This window comes from Glaciimonas soli (assembly GCF_009497155.1).
In the GTDB taxonomy this organism is placed as follows: domain Bacteria; phylum Pseudomonadota; class Gammaproteobacteria; order Burkholderiales; family Burkholderiaceae_D; genus Glaciimonas; species Glaciimonas soli.
In genome coordinates this window covers 183543-197697 of the sequence record NZ_WINI01000001.1, presented here as the reverse complement: position 1 = coordinate 197697, position 14155 = coordinate 183543, and the positions used below count along the sequence as shown (strand labels likewise).

19 protein-coding genes are annotated in these 14155 nt (G+C 48.9%); 11 read left to right on the top strand and 8 right to left on the bottom strand.

The window, feature by feature from the left end; all coding sequences use genetic code 11:
* Position 1 precedes the first annotated feature (1 nt).
* The 9 genes from GEV47_RS00940 (at position 2) to GEV47_RS00900 (ending at position 4177) form a co-directional block, all read left to right on the top strand.
* Positions 2-766, top strand: coding sequence for a hypothetical protein (locus tag GEV47_RS00940; RefSeq protein ID WP_153232853.1), 765 nt, complete (start codon positions 2-4; stop codon positions 764-766).
* A 103-nt stretch (positions 767-869) separates the two neighbouring features.
* A complete protein-coding gene (locus GEV47_RS00935; protein WP_153232852.1) occupies positions 870-1475 on the top strand; it encodes a hypothetical protein in 606 nt (201 codons plus the stop codon).
* Positions 1476-1477: 2 nt separating this feature from the next.
* The gene (locus GEV47_RS00930) at positions 1478-1861 is read left to right on the top strand and encodes a M15 family metallopeptidase (RefSeq protein ID WP_153232851.1); all 384 of its coding nucleotides are present in this window, start codon (positions 1478-1480) and stop codon (positions 1859-1861) included.
* 2 nt (positions 1862-1863) lie between these two features.
* Positions 1864-2064 (top strand): hypothetical protein, encoded by a 201-nt coding sequence (locus GEV47_RS00925; RefSeq protein WP_153232850.1) that lies wholly within the window; start codon positions 1864-1866, stop codon positions 2062-2064.
* Positions 2054-2197 (top strand): hypothetical protein, encoded by a 144-nt coding sequence (locus GEV47_RS00920; protein WP_153232849.1) that lies wholly within the window; start codon positions 2054-2056, stop codon positions 2195-2197. Before GEV47_RS00925 ends, GEV47_RS00920 begins: the two co-directional genes overlap by 11 nt.
* A gap of 39 nt (positions 2198-2236) precedes the next feature.
* Positions 2237-2905, top strand: a complete 669-nt coding sequence (locus GEV47_RS00915; protein ID WP_153232848.1) for a hypothetical protein — start codon at positions 2237-2239, stop codon at positions 2903-2905.
* A gap of 2 nt (positions 2906-2907) precedes the next feature.
* Positions 2908-3501, top strand: coding sequence for a hypothetical protein (locus GEV47_RS00910; RefSeq protein WP_153232847.1), 594 nt, complete (start codon positions 2908-2910; stop codon positions 3499-3501).
* Positions 3489-3893 carry a hypothetical protein gene (locus tag GEV47_RS00905; RefSeq protein ID WP_153232846.1) on the top strand — a complete coding sequence of 135 codons (405 nt, stop codon included), beginning with the start codon at positions 3489-3491 and terminating at the stop codon, positions 3891-3893. Before GEV47_RS00910 ends, GEV47_RS00905 begins: the two co-directional genes overlap by 13 nt.
* 35 nt (positions 3894-3928) lie before the next feature.
* Complete coding sequence (locus GEV47_RS00900; protein WP_153232845.1) at positions 3929-4177, top strand: hypothetical protein; 249 nt, start codon at positions 3929-3931, stop codon at positions 4175-4177.
* A 3-nt stretch (positions 4178-4180) separates the two neighbouring features.
* On the opposite strand, the gene GEV47_RS00895 is transcribed toward GEV47_RS00900, so the two are convergent.
* The 3 genes from GEV47_RS00895 to GEV47_RS00880 form a co-directional block, all read right to left on the bottom strand.
* Positions 4181-4660, bottom strand: a complete 480-nt coding sequence (locus tag GEV47_RS00895) for a hypothetical protein (RefSeq protein WP_153232844.1) — start codon at positions 4658-4660, stop codon at positions 4181-4183.
* A 516-nt stretch (positions 4661-5176) separates the two neighbouring features.
* Positions 5177-5554, bottom strand: a complete 378-nt coding sequence (locus GEV47_RS00890; RefSeq protein WP_153232843.1) for a hypothetical protein — start codon at positions 5552-5554, stop codon at positions 5177-5179.
* Positions 5555-6029: 475 nt separating this feature from the next.
* Positions 6030-7106 carry a tartrate dehydrogenase gene (locus GEV47_RS00880; RefSeq protein WP_153232841.1) on the bottom strand — a complete coding sequence of 359 codons (1077 nt, stop codon included), beginning with the start codon at positions 7104-7106 and terminating at the stop codon, positions 6030-6032.
* 136 nt (positions 7107-7242) lie between these two features.
* Between GEV47_RS00880 and GEV47_RS00875 the strand changes: the two genes are divergently transcribed.
* Positions 7243-8163 (top strand): LysR family transcriptional regulator, encoded by a 921-nt coding sequence (locus GEV47_RS00875; RefSeq protein ID WP_153232840.1) that lies wholly within the window; start codon positions 7243-7245, stop codon positions 8161-8163.
* 108 nt (positions 8164-8271) lie between these two features.
* Positions 8272-9345, top strand: a complete 1074-nt coding sequence (locus tag GEV47_RS00870) for a linear amide C-N hydrolase (RefSeq protein ID WP_153232839.1) — start codon at positions 8272-8274, stop codon at positions 9343-9345.
* A 157-nt stretch (positions 9346-9502) separates the two neighbouring features.
* Here GEV47_RS00870 and GEV47_RS00865 read toward each other — a convergent pair whose 3' ends face one another.
* The 5 genes from GEV47_RS00865 to GEV47_RS00845 form a co-directional block, all read right to left on the bottom strand.
* The gene (locus GEV47_RS00865) at positions 9503-10753 is read right to left on the bottom strand and encodes an acyl-CoA dehydrogenase family protein (protein WP_153232838.1); all 1251 of its coding nucleotides are present in this window, start codon (positions 10751-10753) and stop codon (positions 9503-9505) included.
* A 61-nt stretch (positions 10754-10814) separates the two neighbouring features.
* A complete protein-coding gene (locus tag GEV47_RS00860; protein ID WP_153232837.1) occupies positions 10815-11579 on the bottom strand; it encodes an SDR family NAD(P)-dependent oxidoreductase in 765 nt (254 codons plus the stop codon).
* 19 nt (positions 11580-11598) lie between these two features.
* Entirely contained in the window at positions 11599-12363 is a 765-nt protein-coding gene (locus GEV47_RS00855) for an SDR family oxidoreductase (protein WP_153232836.1), read from the bottom strand.
* Between the two features lie 51 nt (positions 12364-12414).
* Positions 12415-13446, bottom strand: coding sequence for a phosphotransferase family protein (locus GEV47_RS00850; RefSeq protein WP_153232835.1), 1032 nt, complete (start codon positions 13444-13446; stop codon positions 12415-12417).
* 23 nt (positions 13447-13469) lie between these two features.
* On the bottom strand, positions 13470-14141 hold the full coding sequence (locus GEV47_RS00845) for a histidine phosphatase family protein (protein WP_153232834.1): 672 nt from the start codon (positions 14139-14141) through the stop codon (positions 13470-13472).
* Positions 14142-14155: the final 14 nt, after the last annotated feature.

Genomic DNA, 14155 nt, shown 5'->3' with positions numbered 1-14155 from the left:
TATGAATATAAGCATGCCGTTAGTGACGATAGAAAAGATCAAAAGTGGTCTTTATTTGTCGCAACCATTTGAATATCAGGGGCAGATTTACATTGGTAAAAAAGGGCTGCTTGGCGGCTTTCAAGGTAAATTTGTGGAAGCTTCGTCAGCGACGGTGTCGTTGAAAACTTATCCTAATAGCACAGGCTATGCAGCGGTAAATGACTATCAGGTATGGCGGGCAAGTGTCGGCGTAGCGTCGAATAATAGTGCTTATGTAGACGACATCGCAAGCTGTTGGTCTAGAGGGACTAGCTGGGCGGCGCAGGATGAGTCGTTATTTGAAAAATATGTTGCCGCATATACCGCCGCTGGGGACGCGGTTGCATGGTGGACATACCATGTGGATTGGGGGCGGTATTACCCTAGCCCGACAAATGGCTATGACTATCATGGTTACGGCATTTTGGTAGCAGGAGCAACTATCCAATATCTGGGGCGTGTGAATGGTGACACTTACGGCTTTTCTAGTACTGCTAACGCGCAAAAATGGATAGATCACAATATGGAACGTGATGCACAAAACCGCCCTAAAACCGGTGCGCCGCTTAAGCGTAAATTGGCTGGCATGGGTAAATATGCAGAAAGAGTAAGTGCTAGTTTGGCGCTCACACCTCGTCGCAAATTTGCCGATGAATCGAAAAGAAGCCTAGTTACGCAGGCATTGCTGGACGAACTAAACGAGGTTCAGCGTCGCATGGCATTAGAGGCGAGCGGCAATTTTTAGGTAACAACAATCAATTTATAAATATTGATTTACAAAAACTATTACTCCATTTATATTTCATATCGTGGAATTTCCCACTATGTGAAATATAAATGGAGTAATCATGAGTACATTGGTAGCGCAAACAATTTTTGCAAAAGACCTCACCGCATTGGTGGGTGATGTCACCGTAGTATTAACGTCGAACGGTGCAAAGAAACCAAAATACAATGCCGTAGTGACGGACAGCAATGGTAGTTACAGCACTTACGACACGAACGGCAAAATCAAGACCTATGCGGATGCTGGTGCAACGGCAAAATTCGTCGGCAAATTCATGCAGCAAGGAAACACCATCACTGTGTCGATGCCATCCGATGCACTGGCAACAAAAGCGGTGGCTAGTACAGACCCGACCAAAGCCATTGCAAGCGAAACGACTACGCTCAATAAAGACATTACCGCCGCTAATGCAGTCCTGACGAAAAATCAGGCATTGGTAGCGTCGGCAACCTCTCTGGGCTGGGCGACCGGTAACAGTGCAGAGCAAGCGGCGCTGCAAGGTTATAACGATGTGATCACGTTGATGACGAGCTACGTCGCCAGCCTGAATGCAAGCCTTGCAGCGCTGACGGCACCAGCTACAGCGCATGCGCCAGTTACACCGGTTGTAGCAGCGACAGCGCATGCGCCAGTCGCACCGGTTGCAGCTCCGGCAGCAACAGCGTAATCATGGCTGACCGATCATTAGATGCTCTCTTGCCACACGTCGCAGAAATGGCAAAAACATTTCTTGCGGCGTGTGAAAAAGCCGGTATTTCAACGGTCGTTTCATGCACCTATCGCACCGATGAAGAGCAAGCGGCGCTCTACGCGCAAGGCCGTACTACGCCAGGTCGAATAGTGACCGATGCAAGGGCAGGGCAGTCATTACACAACGTGCGTCGTGCGCTGGATGTTTATCCACTGGTGAATGGGAAGTTGTGTGGCAATGAGAGCGCCGAAGAAATCGCACTTTGGCAAAAAATGGGAGCACTAGGAGAAGCCGCAGGCTTTGAATGGGCGGGGCGTTGGGTGCATTTTAGAGAGTTTCCACATTTTCAATTTAAGGGGTAAAAATGTTGTCTATTTTTGGAGCATTAGCAGGTAAAAAAACGTACATCACTGCGGGGCTGGGCGTGCTAGGTGCTGTGGCTGGCGTACTGACTGGCGGGCTGTCGTATTTTGCGGCAGCGCAAATGATCTTAACTAGCGTGCTGGGTGCAACGGTACGTCATGGGGTTGATAGCGCTGTAGCTGGCGCTGGCGATGCCAATTAATGAAATTCCTTGGGGGGTAATAGCTGGCTTTGCTGTGCATGCTGTTGCCGTCCAATTTGCAGCGTTTAGATACGTGATGAAAATTGAATTACGGCTGGCGCGTATTGAAGCAAAAATGGGAATTGAGAAATAAAAGGCCGGTTGATTCCGGCTTTTTTTATGGGGGGAAATTATGATCGCATTGTTGCCTGAGTTGATAGCATTTTTAGTGGAATTAGTGGCTGCTGCTGGAGCTGTCATTGCTAGGGCAAGAGCTTATGCATGGGCGCTGTATATTATTGATAAATTATGGTGGCTGTTCAAAAACGAAATAAAAAACTGGTTGAAAAAGGACTCGAAAAAAATAATAGCTTATGCAATTTCATCATTGGTGGGGATTGATTTAGAAGTGAATGATGATGGTGAATTTGTGATTACTGAAAAATCGATAACCCAAGCAATAAACAAAGAGTTAGGTACATCGTTTAACAATGTGTTTGACCGTGATGCGCTCAAAAACGATTTGGAAAAAATTGGCATAGGTCAGCTAAACCACGCGCTAGGCGCACCACCAGACAAGCCAATCATTACCGGTTTGAACGATCAGGATGTACTGCGCCAACGTATGCATGGTTACGTTGCAGAACAGGTAAAAATAGCGATGGAAGGCGGTGCAAGCACCCTTATAGATGCGAGTGCGCGGCAACGCATCATCACGGCGGCAATGGCGTTTGAAGCCAATTACGACAAGTTAAAACCGCAAGAAAAGCAACCTCTGATCATGACCACGGCAGCAATTAAAAACCGTGAACGGCAGGCGCGATACCGCGCTAAACATAAACGTATGTGGGTGGAAAAATAGCGATGAGAAAATTTGAGGTGAAATATAAAGCAGCTTTTGATGAGGTGGCAGGGCAGGTGGCGCACTCCATCGTAGAACAATTGAAAGCTGGGAATTACGACGCATCAAGCATTGCTAATGAAACCATCACAACACTTGAAAATAGCATGATGGTGCATGTCAGAGCGGCGATGCGTGAGAGCGGCTTTGAAATAGGCGACGATGAATTCGTTACTAAAGACGTGCTTACGCGTGAGGTAAGTCGTAAGACAGGAATTGATTTCACCGACATCACTAACAAAGATGCTGTGATTACTGATATCGATAAGCACGTCACCAACAAAATAAATACGGCGTTGAGCACCGAGTTTGTCAGCGTAATGAATGCAGAGACGTTAAAGGCAGAAATTGTTGATGTAATTGTTGCGCAAGTTGCGAAGGGGGGAATTGGCGCGGTGATGGACGGTAAAAAAGCAAAGGCGCTGAGGTCTGGTGTTGTATATGCAGCATTCGATAACAAAACGACATTCACAGTTTCCGTTGAGCATCGTAAAATGATGCAGCGGATTTATCAGAAGCGCTATAAACGAAAACACAAAGAAGTATGGATAAACTAGGGGCGCGAATGTTTAAGAAAATATCGCTAACGATAGCAAATGTTATATTTGTTATTTTAATACTGCTTTTAGTAAGATTGATTTTATCTCTTTTTGAATACTCAAAGTTTGAGTTTTACATTGATTGCGCGGTGGTTATTATGTGTGGGTGGTTCATTGGTTTAGTGTGGACAAAGAGCGAGAATGCCGGGACGCTAAAGAAGATAGTGATAACGCTGATTGATTTATTTGCACTGATATTTATTTGGTTTGTTATGGGTGTATTTTTTGCTTTTTTTAGCGACGCACAGAGGATTGAATTTTGCATTGATATGGCAATGGTTGTTTTGTGTGGTTGGCATATAAAATCAGTGTGGAAAAGAAATGTTAGGGCAATTGCATTAGATAACTAAGAGTTATCATTTACGCAAACTATTTTGAGGTGGTAATGACAGAATTTGAAGAACGGCGTATTAAAGTACAGAATGCAATGAAAAATGAGCAGAATGCGTTTGAGAGGCGTCAAAGGTTTTTTCAAAAGATCATTAAACCGTTAGCACCAGAAGACGGTGGCGCTCCAACAATAGCGGATATAGAAGAGCTTAACGCCGCAAATGAAGACTATAAGGCGGCTGTCGCGGAGACGAATTTCATCTTAGATGAGTTCACATCGGCAACCGCAGATAGACCAAAGTAAAGATTATCTCCGCTGATGGCGTCTATATGATGCCTTCAGCTTAAACGCCGTAAAAGCATGTGGATTGCGAGGCTCTCTCTTAATTCCATATGTTGCATCATTAGAGGCGCTTGATATGGCAGCGGTATGTTTTTCCGCTTCGGCCAATGCGCGGCGGGTGTCGGCCAAGTTAGTCTCTAAATTCCGTACTTGGCTCTTGAGTTCATTAATTTGCATGAACTGTATTTGCCGGTCGTTAAAAGCCTCGGTATAGGCAAGTTGTTTTCCCCATTGTGATTCGTGATACAGCGCATAGCAGATAGCACGTGGAACGTGCGTTTCTCCTGAAATATAGCGTTGCATAGTTTTGAGACTGATATCTAGCCATTTGCATAGAGCTTGGATGCTTTCTGGCTTCATAGCCGTTAGGTCGTGCAGATACTCCTTGAATGGATTGATTCCCCATGCGTCGCGGGGCGTACGTCGATAGTGATAGCCATTCATAATCAAAAAGCCCTCAATCATAAATATAATTAAGTAGCTTTCAAGCAATTAAAATTAGACAATTTGTCTCGCACTGGCGAATTTCGCATAATTTATATTATGTAAAATACGATGCCTGCGCTTATCCAAGAAAACCAGATCATCTAGAGCAAAATTTGCAGCCCTTAAACGGTGGCTTCTTTCCCTCACACTTCAACCGGCAACAAGCTAAGAGATCTGGTAATTCTCTATTTGAAATGCCTCCATCTAGGAGGCGTTTTTTATGGATAGCGATAAAACGATATTCTTGTCTTCGCCTAGCCATGTTCCAATTCTTAACCGGTAACCAGTTGGGTAGTCTGGCAAGCGATAACAACGCACGTTACGCGTACCGGGTGGAAGCAATTTTTCTAATTTCAAACATAGTATTTTGATTGGTAATAGATTGAAATTTACTAGTCATTTTAGCAATGACGTAGGACTATTTGAGAAATTAGTGAGAAAGTACAAATCGATATTTGTATATATTTTCAATACCTATCCCTTTTCTTCCTGCTCCCACCGCTCCAACAATTCCAGCGGAATACACTGCACTACTTCAGAAAACCGTCTCCCCACCATCTTCTCCGCCTGCCGTAATAGCACTGACACCGGACTGCTCGGCTCAGCCTGCTCAAACCATTCCCGTGCTTTGATCATCGCTTGTAAGGCCATTTCACGATCCTGAATGGAGTCGTCTTGTAGTTCGAATGAATTGGTTTGCATAGGCGAAGCTGGTAATGATGGTGGTTGATTGGCCGGTTCGGCAGGTGTTGCGATGGCGGCCTGAATAACATTCAGCAGTTTTTTGGGCGCGGAGATACTTGCATTTTGTGGTTGATCTTTTCTACTAAATAAACCTACCAGTTTTTGCACGGCACGTAAATCCGGCGCGACATCATAGCTCCTCCACTCTGATCATATGATTTAGTTGTTGCTGTGCGAATTTAACGGCAGAAGGAAATTCTTTCCCGTTAATGCTTCTTATCGCCTCCAAAGTGCGTTGATCAGACCAGCGCTTGTAATTGAATGCTTCAATGAACATGTGACTGCCTTCCATAAAAAACCGAACGATGCTGTAGGAAAATATTCATCGTGCCAGTAATCAAATGGAATGGCAATCGCGACCAGCTCGGTTTATCTGAACTGATGCGTTCGTGTCAGACAGACAGATTTCATCCCGTTGCGGCGGACCATTCAAATCTCGTGATCGGTCGTTGTACATGAACAGTCAGTCATTCATAGCGCTCACCGGTGCGACCCGGATAAGGTCAATGACATGCCGCCCTTTCAGGAACGACATTGAATTGTTGTTTTTCACCGTGATCGTTTAGGATCAAAGCCTTTCAGGTCAGAGCGCGGCGGCGATTGCCTTGCCAACGTCGGTCGTGTTGCCGCTGCCACCGAGGTCGGGCGTATTTGGGCCCTGCACCAGCACGGTTTCGATCGCCTTCATGATGGCGTCGTGCGCAGCCGTGTAGTTCGCGTCGCCATTTCCAAGGAAGTCCAGCATCATCGCGCCGGACCAAATCATACCAATCGGATTGGCGATGTTTTTACCGAAAATATCAGGCGCTGAACCATGCACTGGCTCGAACAGCGATGGAAACGTGCGATCCGGATTCAGATTTGCCGACGGTGCGATGCCGATCGTACCGGTGCATGCAGGACCAAGATCGGACAAGATGTCGCCGAACAGGTTTGATGCCACCACCACGTCGAAACGTTCCGGCGAGAGCACGAAGCGAGCGCACAATATATCGATGTGATACTTATCCCAACGGACGTCGGCATACGATGGCGCCATCGCTTCCACACGTTCATCCCAGTACGGCATGCTGATCGAAATACCGTTCGATTTAGTGGCTGAGGTCAGGTGTTTCTTTGGCCGGCTTTGCGCCAGGTCGAATGCATACTTCAGTATCCTGTCGGTACCCTTGCGCGTGAAAATCGCATCTTGCACCACAAACTCACGGTCGGTGTTGTCGAACATCTTCCCACCAACTGATGAGTATTCGCCTTCAGTGTTTTCGCGCACGACGTAGAAGTCGATGTCGCCCGGCTTGCGGTTGGCCAGCGGGCAAGGCACGCCAGGCATCAGGCGTACCGGGCGTAAGTTGACGTATTGATCGTAGTCGCGCCGGAATTTGAGCAACGAGCCCCACAACGAAATATGATCGGGCACTTTGTCGGGCATGCCGGCAGCGCCGAAATAGATCGCTTCGAAACCGTCGAGCTGCTGTCGCCAATCGTCTGGCATCATCTGACCATGCTTGAGGTAATAATCGCAATTGGCCCATTCCATGGTCGTGAACTCAAGGGCAATGTTAAATTTACGCGCGGTCGCTTCCAGCACGCGCAAACCTTCCGGCATCACTTCGTTACCGATGCCGTCGCCAGCAATTACTGCAATTTTATGGATTTTCATAGTATTTACCGTTAACCGGTTCGAGAGAGTTAGCAAACAAACTCATATTACTAAATACGAAGAAATATATAATTAAGTAATTCGTAGCCAAAAAGAACACGTATCGTGAATAATGCTTTCGACTTGAACCGCGTTTATGCGTACAGATATTAAAATAAACCGGCCCCTTCTGGACGATCTCAGCCTCTTTTGTGTTGTTGTGCGTAAGCAAAGTTTTGCTGCGTCAGCACTAGAGCTTAGGGTTTCCAACGCGCTCGTGAGCAAGCGCATCGCCATCCTGGAAAAAACTTTGCGGGTACGATTACTACATCGGACAACACGCAAAGTCTCGTTGACCGAGCACGGCAGTATTGTCCACGAGTGGGCGCAACGCATCCTGGAGGACGTCGACCAGCTTGGAGAAACGATATCCCAGAAAGGAAGTTCGCCACGTGGACTACTGCGCTTGTGCACCAGTTCAGGATTTGGCCGCAATTGGATTGCACCAGCCATCTCGGCGCTGGTGCGTGAATATCCCGAGCTGGAAGTGCAGCTCGAATTACTGGACCGGCCGGTCGATCTTATCGCTGAAGGATTTCATCTCGATATTCGCGTGGGTCAGGTACAAGAGTCGCATTTAATCGCTCGACGGATAGCCGCGAATTCACGCATTCTGTGCGCCTCGCCGACGTATCTGGAGCGCAATGGCACGCCGCAACAACTCGCCGATCTTCTGCAACATAAATGCATCGTGATCCGTGAACGCGACCAGGATTTCGGACGCTGGAAGCTGTCCGGATCCCACGGCCCCGAAACCGTGCGGGTCAAAGGCCCTCTTTCGACCAACAACGGTGAACTGGTCCATCAATGGGCAATCGACGGTCATGGCATTATCTTGCGCTCGATCTGGGATGTTGCCCCTAGCCTTGCCGATGGGCGTTTGATCAGGGTACTTCCAGATTACAGCCAGGAGGCCGACGTGTGGGCGATTTATCCTACGCGATTGGGAACGACAGCGAATGTGCGTGTATGCGTGCAATTTCTGGAAAGCTGGCTAGCGGAGCCGCTGCGGAAATAAACGACGATTAGCAAGTACAATCCACCAAACATCGTTAGTGAGCGCAGCACGTTCGCTGTCAGTGCGATGATTAGCTACTTCAACATAATTCTGATTGGAGATTGCGAAATGGACAACAAAATTCGTTGGGTTAAACCTCTCGTATGTGCGGCAATTTTTGCTCTCGGTGCGCCGGCGACTCCCGTCGATGCGTGTACCCGGTTGGTTTATTTGGGTGCGAATGGCGATGTTATTACTGCCAGATCGATGGATTGGAATGAAGACATCGGCACTAACCTCTGGGCGTTTCCGAGAGGTATCCATCGTACTGGTCAAGGCGGCCCGAATTCCCTGGAATGGACTTCCAAATACGGCAGCGTTATCGCATCAGCATATGACGTGGCAACCACAGATGGATTAAACGAAAAGGGTCTCTCAGCCCAACTTTTGTGGCTCGCCGAATCACAATATCCGGCTTACACAAAGGACAAACCAGCCTTGGCCCTTTCTCTCTGGGCCCAATATGTTCTAGATAATTTCGCGACAGTGGCCGAAGCGGTCAGTGTCCTGGAGAAGGAGCCGTTTCTTGCCGTGACTGACAATGTGCCGGGACAAAACCGTCTAGCTAATCTTCATCTCTCCATATCCGACGCCAGCGGCGACAGTGCCATATTTGAATACATTGGTGGGAAGCTCGTCATTCATCATGGACGTCAGTTTCAAGTGATGACCAATTCGCCCTCCTTCGATCAGCAACTGGCGCTGAACGCTTACTGGAAAGACATTGGGGGCACAGTCATGCTACCAGGCACCAATCGCGCCGCTGATCGCTTTGCGCGTGCATCCTTTTACATTAACGCTATTCCTAAGAGCGAAGATCCAGTTGTCGCGCTTGCCAGCGTTTTCAGTGTCATCAGAAATACGTCAGTGCCATTTGGCATCGTCACCGAAGGACAACCTAATATATCGTCAACTCGCTGGCGCACGGTGGCCGACCAAAAACGGATGCTCTACTTCTTCGAGTCGGCTTTAACTCCGAATACGTTTTGGGTCGATCTTAAGAAAGTGAATTTTGATGCCACCAATGGCAAGGTTTTAAAACTGGATCTTGGAAAAAATCAGCGTAATACGTTTAGTGGCGATGCGAGTTCGCACTTTCAGCCATCCAAGCCCTTCGTGTTTCTAGGTCTTGGAGGCGGATAGCTGCTCCCTGTTTCGGTCACGATATGGCCAGCAGGCGTTCAGTGGGTTCTCAGTTTTCCCCACATGCACTTGGCCCTGCGACGATGTGAAGTATCCATTTTTTTGTCGCCTAATGGAGAAGGTTAATATCTTGCGTAATGTCTAGTTTTTTAACCAGTTACTGCCGTATCGGCGGCGTAAGATAAGCCGCCGTGCTCCCCGGTGTTTTCTGGCTTTCCTTGATTTCCATGTTGGCGATGGATTTCAGATGCACCTCATCAGGGCCGTCGGCGTAACGCAGGGCCCGGCCCCACGTCCAGTGGTCAGCGAGCGGCGTGTCGGGACTAAGTCCCATAGCGCCAAAAGTTTGCATGGCGCGATCGCAGACTGCTGTGTGAACCGACGGTACTAATGCTTTGATCATGGCGATCTCCTTGCGCGCGTCCTTGGCGCCGACGTTGTCGATCATCCATGCCGTTTTCAAAACAAGCAAACGTGCCTGCTCGATCTCGATGCGCGAACGTGCAATCCACTCCGAAATGATGCCATGTTGATGCAAATACTTGCCAAAACTTTGGCGTTCTTTTGCTCGCGCTATCATCAACTCTAATGCCAGTTCCGCCGCCCCTATCGAGCGCATGCAATGATGAATGCGACCTGGCCCCAAACGCGCCTGAGCTAGCGCAAAGCCACTGCCCTCCTCGCCTAGTAAATTGCTGACTGGCACGCGCACATTGCGAAACACTATCTCGCAATGTCCTTCGGGGGCGTGATGATTCATGATATTGATGTTCCGTACAATCTCTACGCCAGCGGTATCCCGTGGCACCAGAATCATGCTCTGCTGCTGATGAGATGCGGCAGTCGGATCGGTCTTGCCCATCAGGATAAAAATCTTGCAATTCGGATGCGCGGCGTTGGTAATAAACCATTTGCGACCATTGATCACATAGTCATCACCATCGCGCTGGATCAGGGTAGTGATGTTGGTTGCGTCGGAGGATGCTACGTCCGGTTCTGTCATGGCGAAGGCGGAACGAATCTCGCCATTCAGTAACGGCTGCAGCCATTGTTTACGTTGCGCCTGTGTGGCAAACATATGCAGCAATTCCATATTGCCCGTGTCCGGCGCATTGCAATTAAATACTTCTGACGCCCAGCTGATACGCCCCATGATTTCTGCCAGTGGCGCGTATTCGAGATTACTCAAACCGGTGCCGGGTTCGCTATCGTCCAGATGAGGCAAAAACAGATTCCACAAACCTTCCGCTTTCGCCAGTGCTTTCAGGTCTTCCATGAACGATACCGGGAAGATGCCAGCATGTACCTCTTCGTTATACTGACGCACGCGCGGCAGGATATGTTGATCCATAAAATTGCGCACGCGGGTACGCAGACCTTCTACCTTTGCTGTATATCCAAAATCCATGATGGACCTTTCTATTGCGTTCAATGTTGGCAATCATTGATGGTGATTTACGTTGCCGAAATTAGCTAGCCGATACGCCGCCATCAACCGCGATTGCCTGACCGGTCATATAACTGTTTTCAGGGGCGCAGAGCATTAACATCACACTGACAATCTCCTGAGGCTGACCGAGACGCTTCATCGGTGAGCCGGTGGCAAGCAGTTGCTGAGACTCCAGATCGCCCGCCAAGCTGTCGGTAACCATCGGCGTCAGACTATAAAAGGGGCAGATAGCATTGACGCGAATGTTTTTGCGCCCGAACTCGATCGCCGCCGTTTTGGTTAAACCGACGACGGCGTGTTTAGAAGCACAATAGGCAGCCAGCTTAGGAGCACCGCCGAGTCCGGCCATAGAACTAACGTTCAAGACCGTACCGCCACCTTGCGTAAGCATCTGTTTAATCTGGTATTTCATGCCGAAGAAAACACCTTTCGCGTTCACTGCGAAATTAATATCCAAATCGCTCTCTTCGGTGTCCAACAGTGATTTCATAGGCGAAGACAAACCAGCGTTATTTACGCCGATATCCAATCGACCAAAATTTTTTACACCCGCATCTACCAACGCCTTAACATCCGCTTCATGACTGACGTCGCAGCGCATGGCAACCACTTCGGCACCACTTTTCCGCAGTAAAGCGGCGACCTCAGCCAAACCAGTTTCGTTCCGATCACCAAGTATCAGTCGGGCACCAAGACCGGCCAGTTGCTCAGCCAATAATTTTCCAAATCCGCTGGCGGCACCGGTAATCATGATCACCTTGTTATGAAAATTTTCAATTTGCATGGTTATCTCTTTCATTCATTTAAAGGGTGAGGCCACCATCGACGACTATGCATTCGCCGGTGGTGTAACTGGCTGCATCGGAAACCAAATACAACACGGTGCCAGCCATTTCCCGCGGTTCGGCATGACGGCCCATGGGCACATGCGCGATAACACTTTGGTAGATTTTTTCGCTCTCGAACAATGCCCCTGCAAATTTGGTCTTGGTGATGCCGGGCAGCAGCGCATTGACACGAATCCCCAATGGCGCGCATTCCTTGGCAAAGGCCTTGGTCATATTGACCACCGCAGCCTTGGTAATCGAATAGATACCTTGCATATCGCCGGGCTGCAGAGCGTTGATCGATGCAGTATTCACAATCGCGCCGCCGCCGTTTTCTTTCATTAACTTACCGGCTTCAACCGACATGAAGAAATAGCCGCGAATATTGACGTCAACAGTCTTGTTATAAACAGCCAGGTTGGTGTCGAGAATATGGCCAAAGTAAGGATTGGTGGCCGCATTATTTACCAGGATATCCAGCTTGCCGTGAGTCTGTCTGATGTGTGCAAACACCGCATCGATATCCTCCATCAAACCGACATGACAGGGAAAAGCTTCGGCGCCGCCACCTGCCGCAATGATGGCTTCCGCGACTTGTTGGCAACCGTCTAGCTTGCGGCTAGAGACAATCACATGAGCGCCCTGTTCGGCTAACAACTTGGCTATTTCTTCGCCAATACCGCGGCTGGCACCTGTCACAAGAGCGATCTTGCCAGTCAAATCAAATAGTTTTGTGCTCATTTTTTCCTCAGGAAGTTTGCGGCTGTTTTAGCGATTCAATACCAGTTCAATCTAACGGTCATTCTCAAACAATGCGACCGCCAATTGCGCAAGATGTCCGGCCATCTTGCCAACTTGTGCAGCCTTGTCGCTGGAAGCATTGCCGTCCACGGAGCGCTTCAGTACACCCTGAAGTATCGCCGCCAGTCGAAAAAAGCTAAATGCCAGATAGAACGGCCAATTGGCTATGGTGCCGATACCGCGCAGTGCGCAATATTGCGCAACCAGTTCGGCTTCGGTAGGAATCCCCAATTGCTCGCGATTTTTATTGGCCAGCCCGGAAATGTGACCGACGGAGGGCAAGCGCAAACACATGCAGAAATAGGCCAGATCAGCCAACGGGTGACCGAGAGTCGAAAGCTCCCAGTCCAGCACTGCCAGCACCCGCGCTTCTGCTGGATGAAATATCAGATTATCAAGACGGTAGTCACCATGAACCAGACTGAGCTGATCATCCGCCGCCGGCAGATTTGCTTGCAACCATACGATCAGCGTCTCCATTGCAGCGATGGTCTCGGTTTCAGCCGCGCGATATTGTTTGGTCCACATACCGACCTGACGTTCGAAATAATTACCCGGGCGACCGTAATCGCCCAACCCGACTGCATTCACATCGACATCGTGCAACGTCGCTAACACGCGTATCATTTCACTGTAAAGCGGCGCTCGTTGCTCGCTCGGCAGCTCTGGCAGCGCCGGATCCCAGAAAATTCTCCCCTGCACAAAACTCATGACATAGAACATGCTGCCGATCACCTCAGGGGCCTCGCACAGGTGATAAGCGTGAGCTACCGGGACTCCCGTATCTCTCAACGCGTCCAGTACGCGGTATTCCCGATCAACGGCATGCGCACCTTTCAGCAAAGACCCTGACGGTTGACGACGCAATACATATTCACCGCTACGGGCTTTTAGAAGAAAAGTAGGATTGGACTGCCCACCCGTAAACTTCTCGGCAGTCAGTGGTCCTTGAAAACCAGCTATCACGCTTTCCAGATAAGCCGCGAGTCTGACCGTATCGAGACTATTCACATCAGTTGTCATTTATAAAATCTCCATATTTTTTATTATCCATAGGTGATCGCGTCCAAGCGCTCCAATTGATCAAGATGCGGGATATTGTTGAAACTCGCGAGCTTGACTGACTGCTCATTAAAAAAATAATGCGAAAAGCTACTATTTTTAATCTGTAAATTCAATTCGATAGCGATGTTCGCGGGAGCCTCCAACACTAGTCGACTCATCATGCCTATTGGCCCGCCAGAACTGACCACCAGAACCCGTTGCGCTCCGCAATGCTGAATAAAGTGACGTGCATCATTAACCCGTTGAGTGAAGTCCTCCCAGCTTTCAGGCAAGGCTCCCATCAGTTGGTCAAGAGTCCAGAGCTGCAATACCTGCTTCAGTCCTTTATAGAAATCACGCTTGTCGCCAGATGCCAACCGCTTTAATGCCACATGATCTTCACCGAGAGCGTTATACAGCGCATGAAAATCGTATTCATTGAGCCCGGCGTGCTCAGTAAAAATGGGGGCGTAAGCCATGCCGCGGCAAATTTGCTCAGCAGTTTGGCGATGGCGTAATTGGGTGCCAATGATGACACTATCAAATTGCATTCCCCGCTCGGCAAAATACTGCCCCAGCCAGAAGGATTGCTGCTTGCCTAACGACGACAGTCGATCATAGTCATCCGTCCCGAAAGACGCCTGGCCGTGCCGTACCAGATAGAACTCCGCCATATCGCACCTTTGCT

What these genes read in the sequence shown, in the direction of transcription:
- GEV47_RS00940 (WP_153232853.1), top strand. Translation starts at nt 2, where the DNA reads ATGAATATAAGCATGCCGTTAGTGACGATAGAAAAGATCAAAAGTGGT.
- GEV47_RS00935 (WP_153232852.1), top strand. Translation starts at nt 870, where the DNA reads ATGAGTACATTGGTAGCGCAAACAATTTTTGCAAAAGACCTCACCGCA.
- GEV47_RS00930 (WP_153232851.1), top strand. Translation starts at nt 1,478, where the DNA reads ATGGCTGACCGATCATTAGATGCTCTCTTGCCACACGTCGCAGAAATG.
- GEV47_RS00925 (WP_153232850.1), top strand. Translation starts at nt 1,864, where the DNA reads ATGTTGTCTATTTTTGGAGCATTAGCAGGTAAAAAAACGTACATCACT.
- GEV47_RS00920 (WP_153232849.1), top strand. Translation starts at nt 2,054, where the DNA reads ATGCCAATTAATGAAATTCCTTGGGGGGTAATAGCTGGCTTTGCTGTG.
- GEV47_RS00915 (WP_153232848.1), top strand. Translation starts at nt 2,237, where the DNA reads ATGATCGCATTGTTGCCTGAGTTGATAGCATTTTTAGTGGAATTAGTG.
- GEV47_RS00910 (WP_153232847.1), top strand. Translation starts at nt 2,908, where the DNA reads ATGAGAAAATTTGAGGTGAAATATAAAGCAGCTTTTGATGAGGTGGCA.
- GEV47_RS00905 (WP_153232846.1), top strand. Translation starts at nt 3,489, where the DNA reads ATGGATAAACTAGGGGCGCGAATGTTTAAGAAAATATCGCTAACGATA.
- GEV47_RS00900 (WP_153232845.1), top strand. Translation starts at nt 3,929, where the DNA reads ATGACAGAATTTGAAGAACGGCGTATTAAAGTACAGAATGCAATGAAA.
- GEV47_RS00895 (WP_153232844.1), bottom strand. Translation starts at nt 4,660, where the DNA reads ATGAATGGCTATCACTATCGACGTACGCCCCGCGACGCATGGGGAATC.
- GEV47_RS00880 (WP_153232841.1), bottom strand. Translation starts at nt 7,106, where the DNA reads ATGAAAATCCATAAAATTGCAGTAATTGCTGGCGACGGCATCGGTAAC.
- GEV47_RS00875 (WP_153232840.1), top strand. Translation starts at nt 7,243, where the DNA reads ATGCGTACAGATATTAAAATAAACCGGCCCCTTCTGGACGATCTCAGC.
- GEV47_RS00870 (WP_153232839.1), top strand. Translation starts at nt 8,272, where the DNA reads ATGGACAACAAAATTCGTTGGGTTAAACCTCTCGTATGTGCGGCAATT.
- GEV47_RS00865 (WP_153232838.1), bottom strand. Translation starts at nt 10,753, where the DNA reads ATGGATTTTGGATATACAGCAAAGGTAGAAGGTCTGCGTACCCGCGTG.
- GEV47_RS00860 (WP_153232837.1), bottom strand. Translation starts at nt 11,579, where the DNA reads ATGCAAATTGAAAATTTTCATAACAAGGTGATCATGATTACCGGTGCC.
- GEV47_RS00855 (WP_153232836.1), bottom strand. Translation starts at nt 12,363, where the DNA reads ATGAGCACAAAACTATTTGATTTGACTGGCAAGATCGCTCTTGTGACA.
- GEV47_RS00850 (WP_153232835.1), bottom strand. Translation starts at nt 13,446, where the DNA reads ATGACAACTGATGTGAATAGTCTCGATACGGTCAGACTCGCGGCTTAT.
- GEV47_RS00845 (WP_153232834.1), bottom strand. Translation starts at nt 14,141, where the DNA reads ATGGCGGAGTTCTATCTGGTACGGCACGGCCAGGCGTCTTTCGGGACG.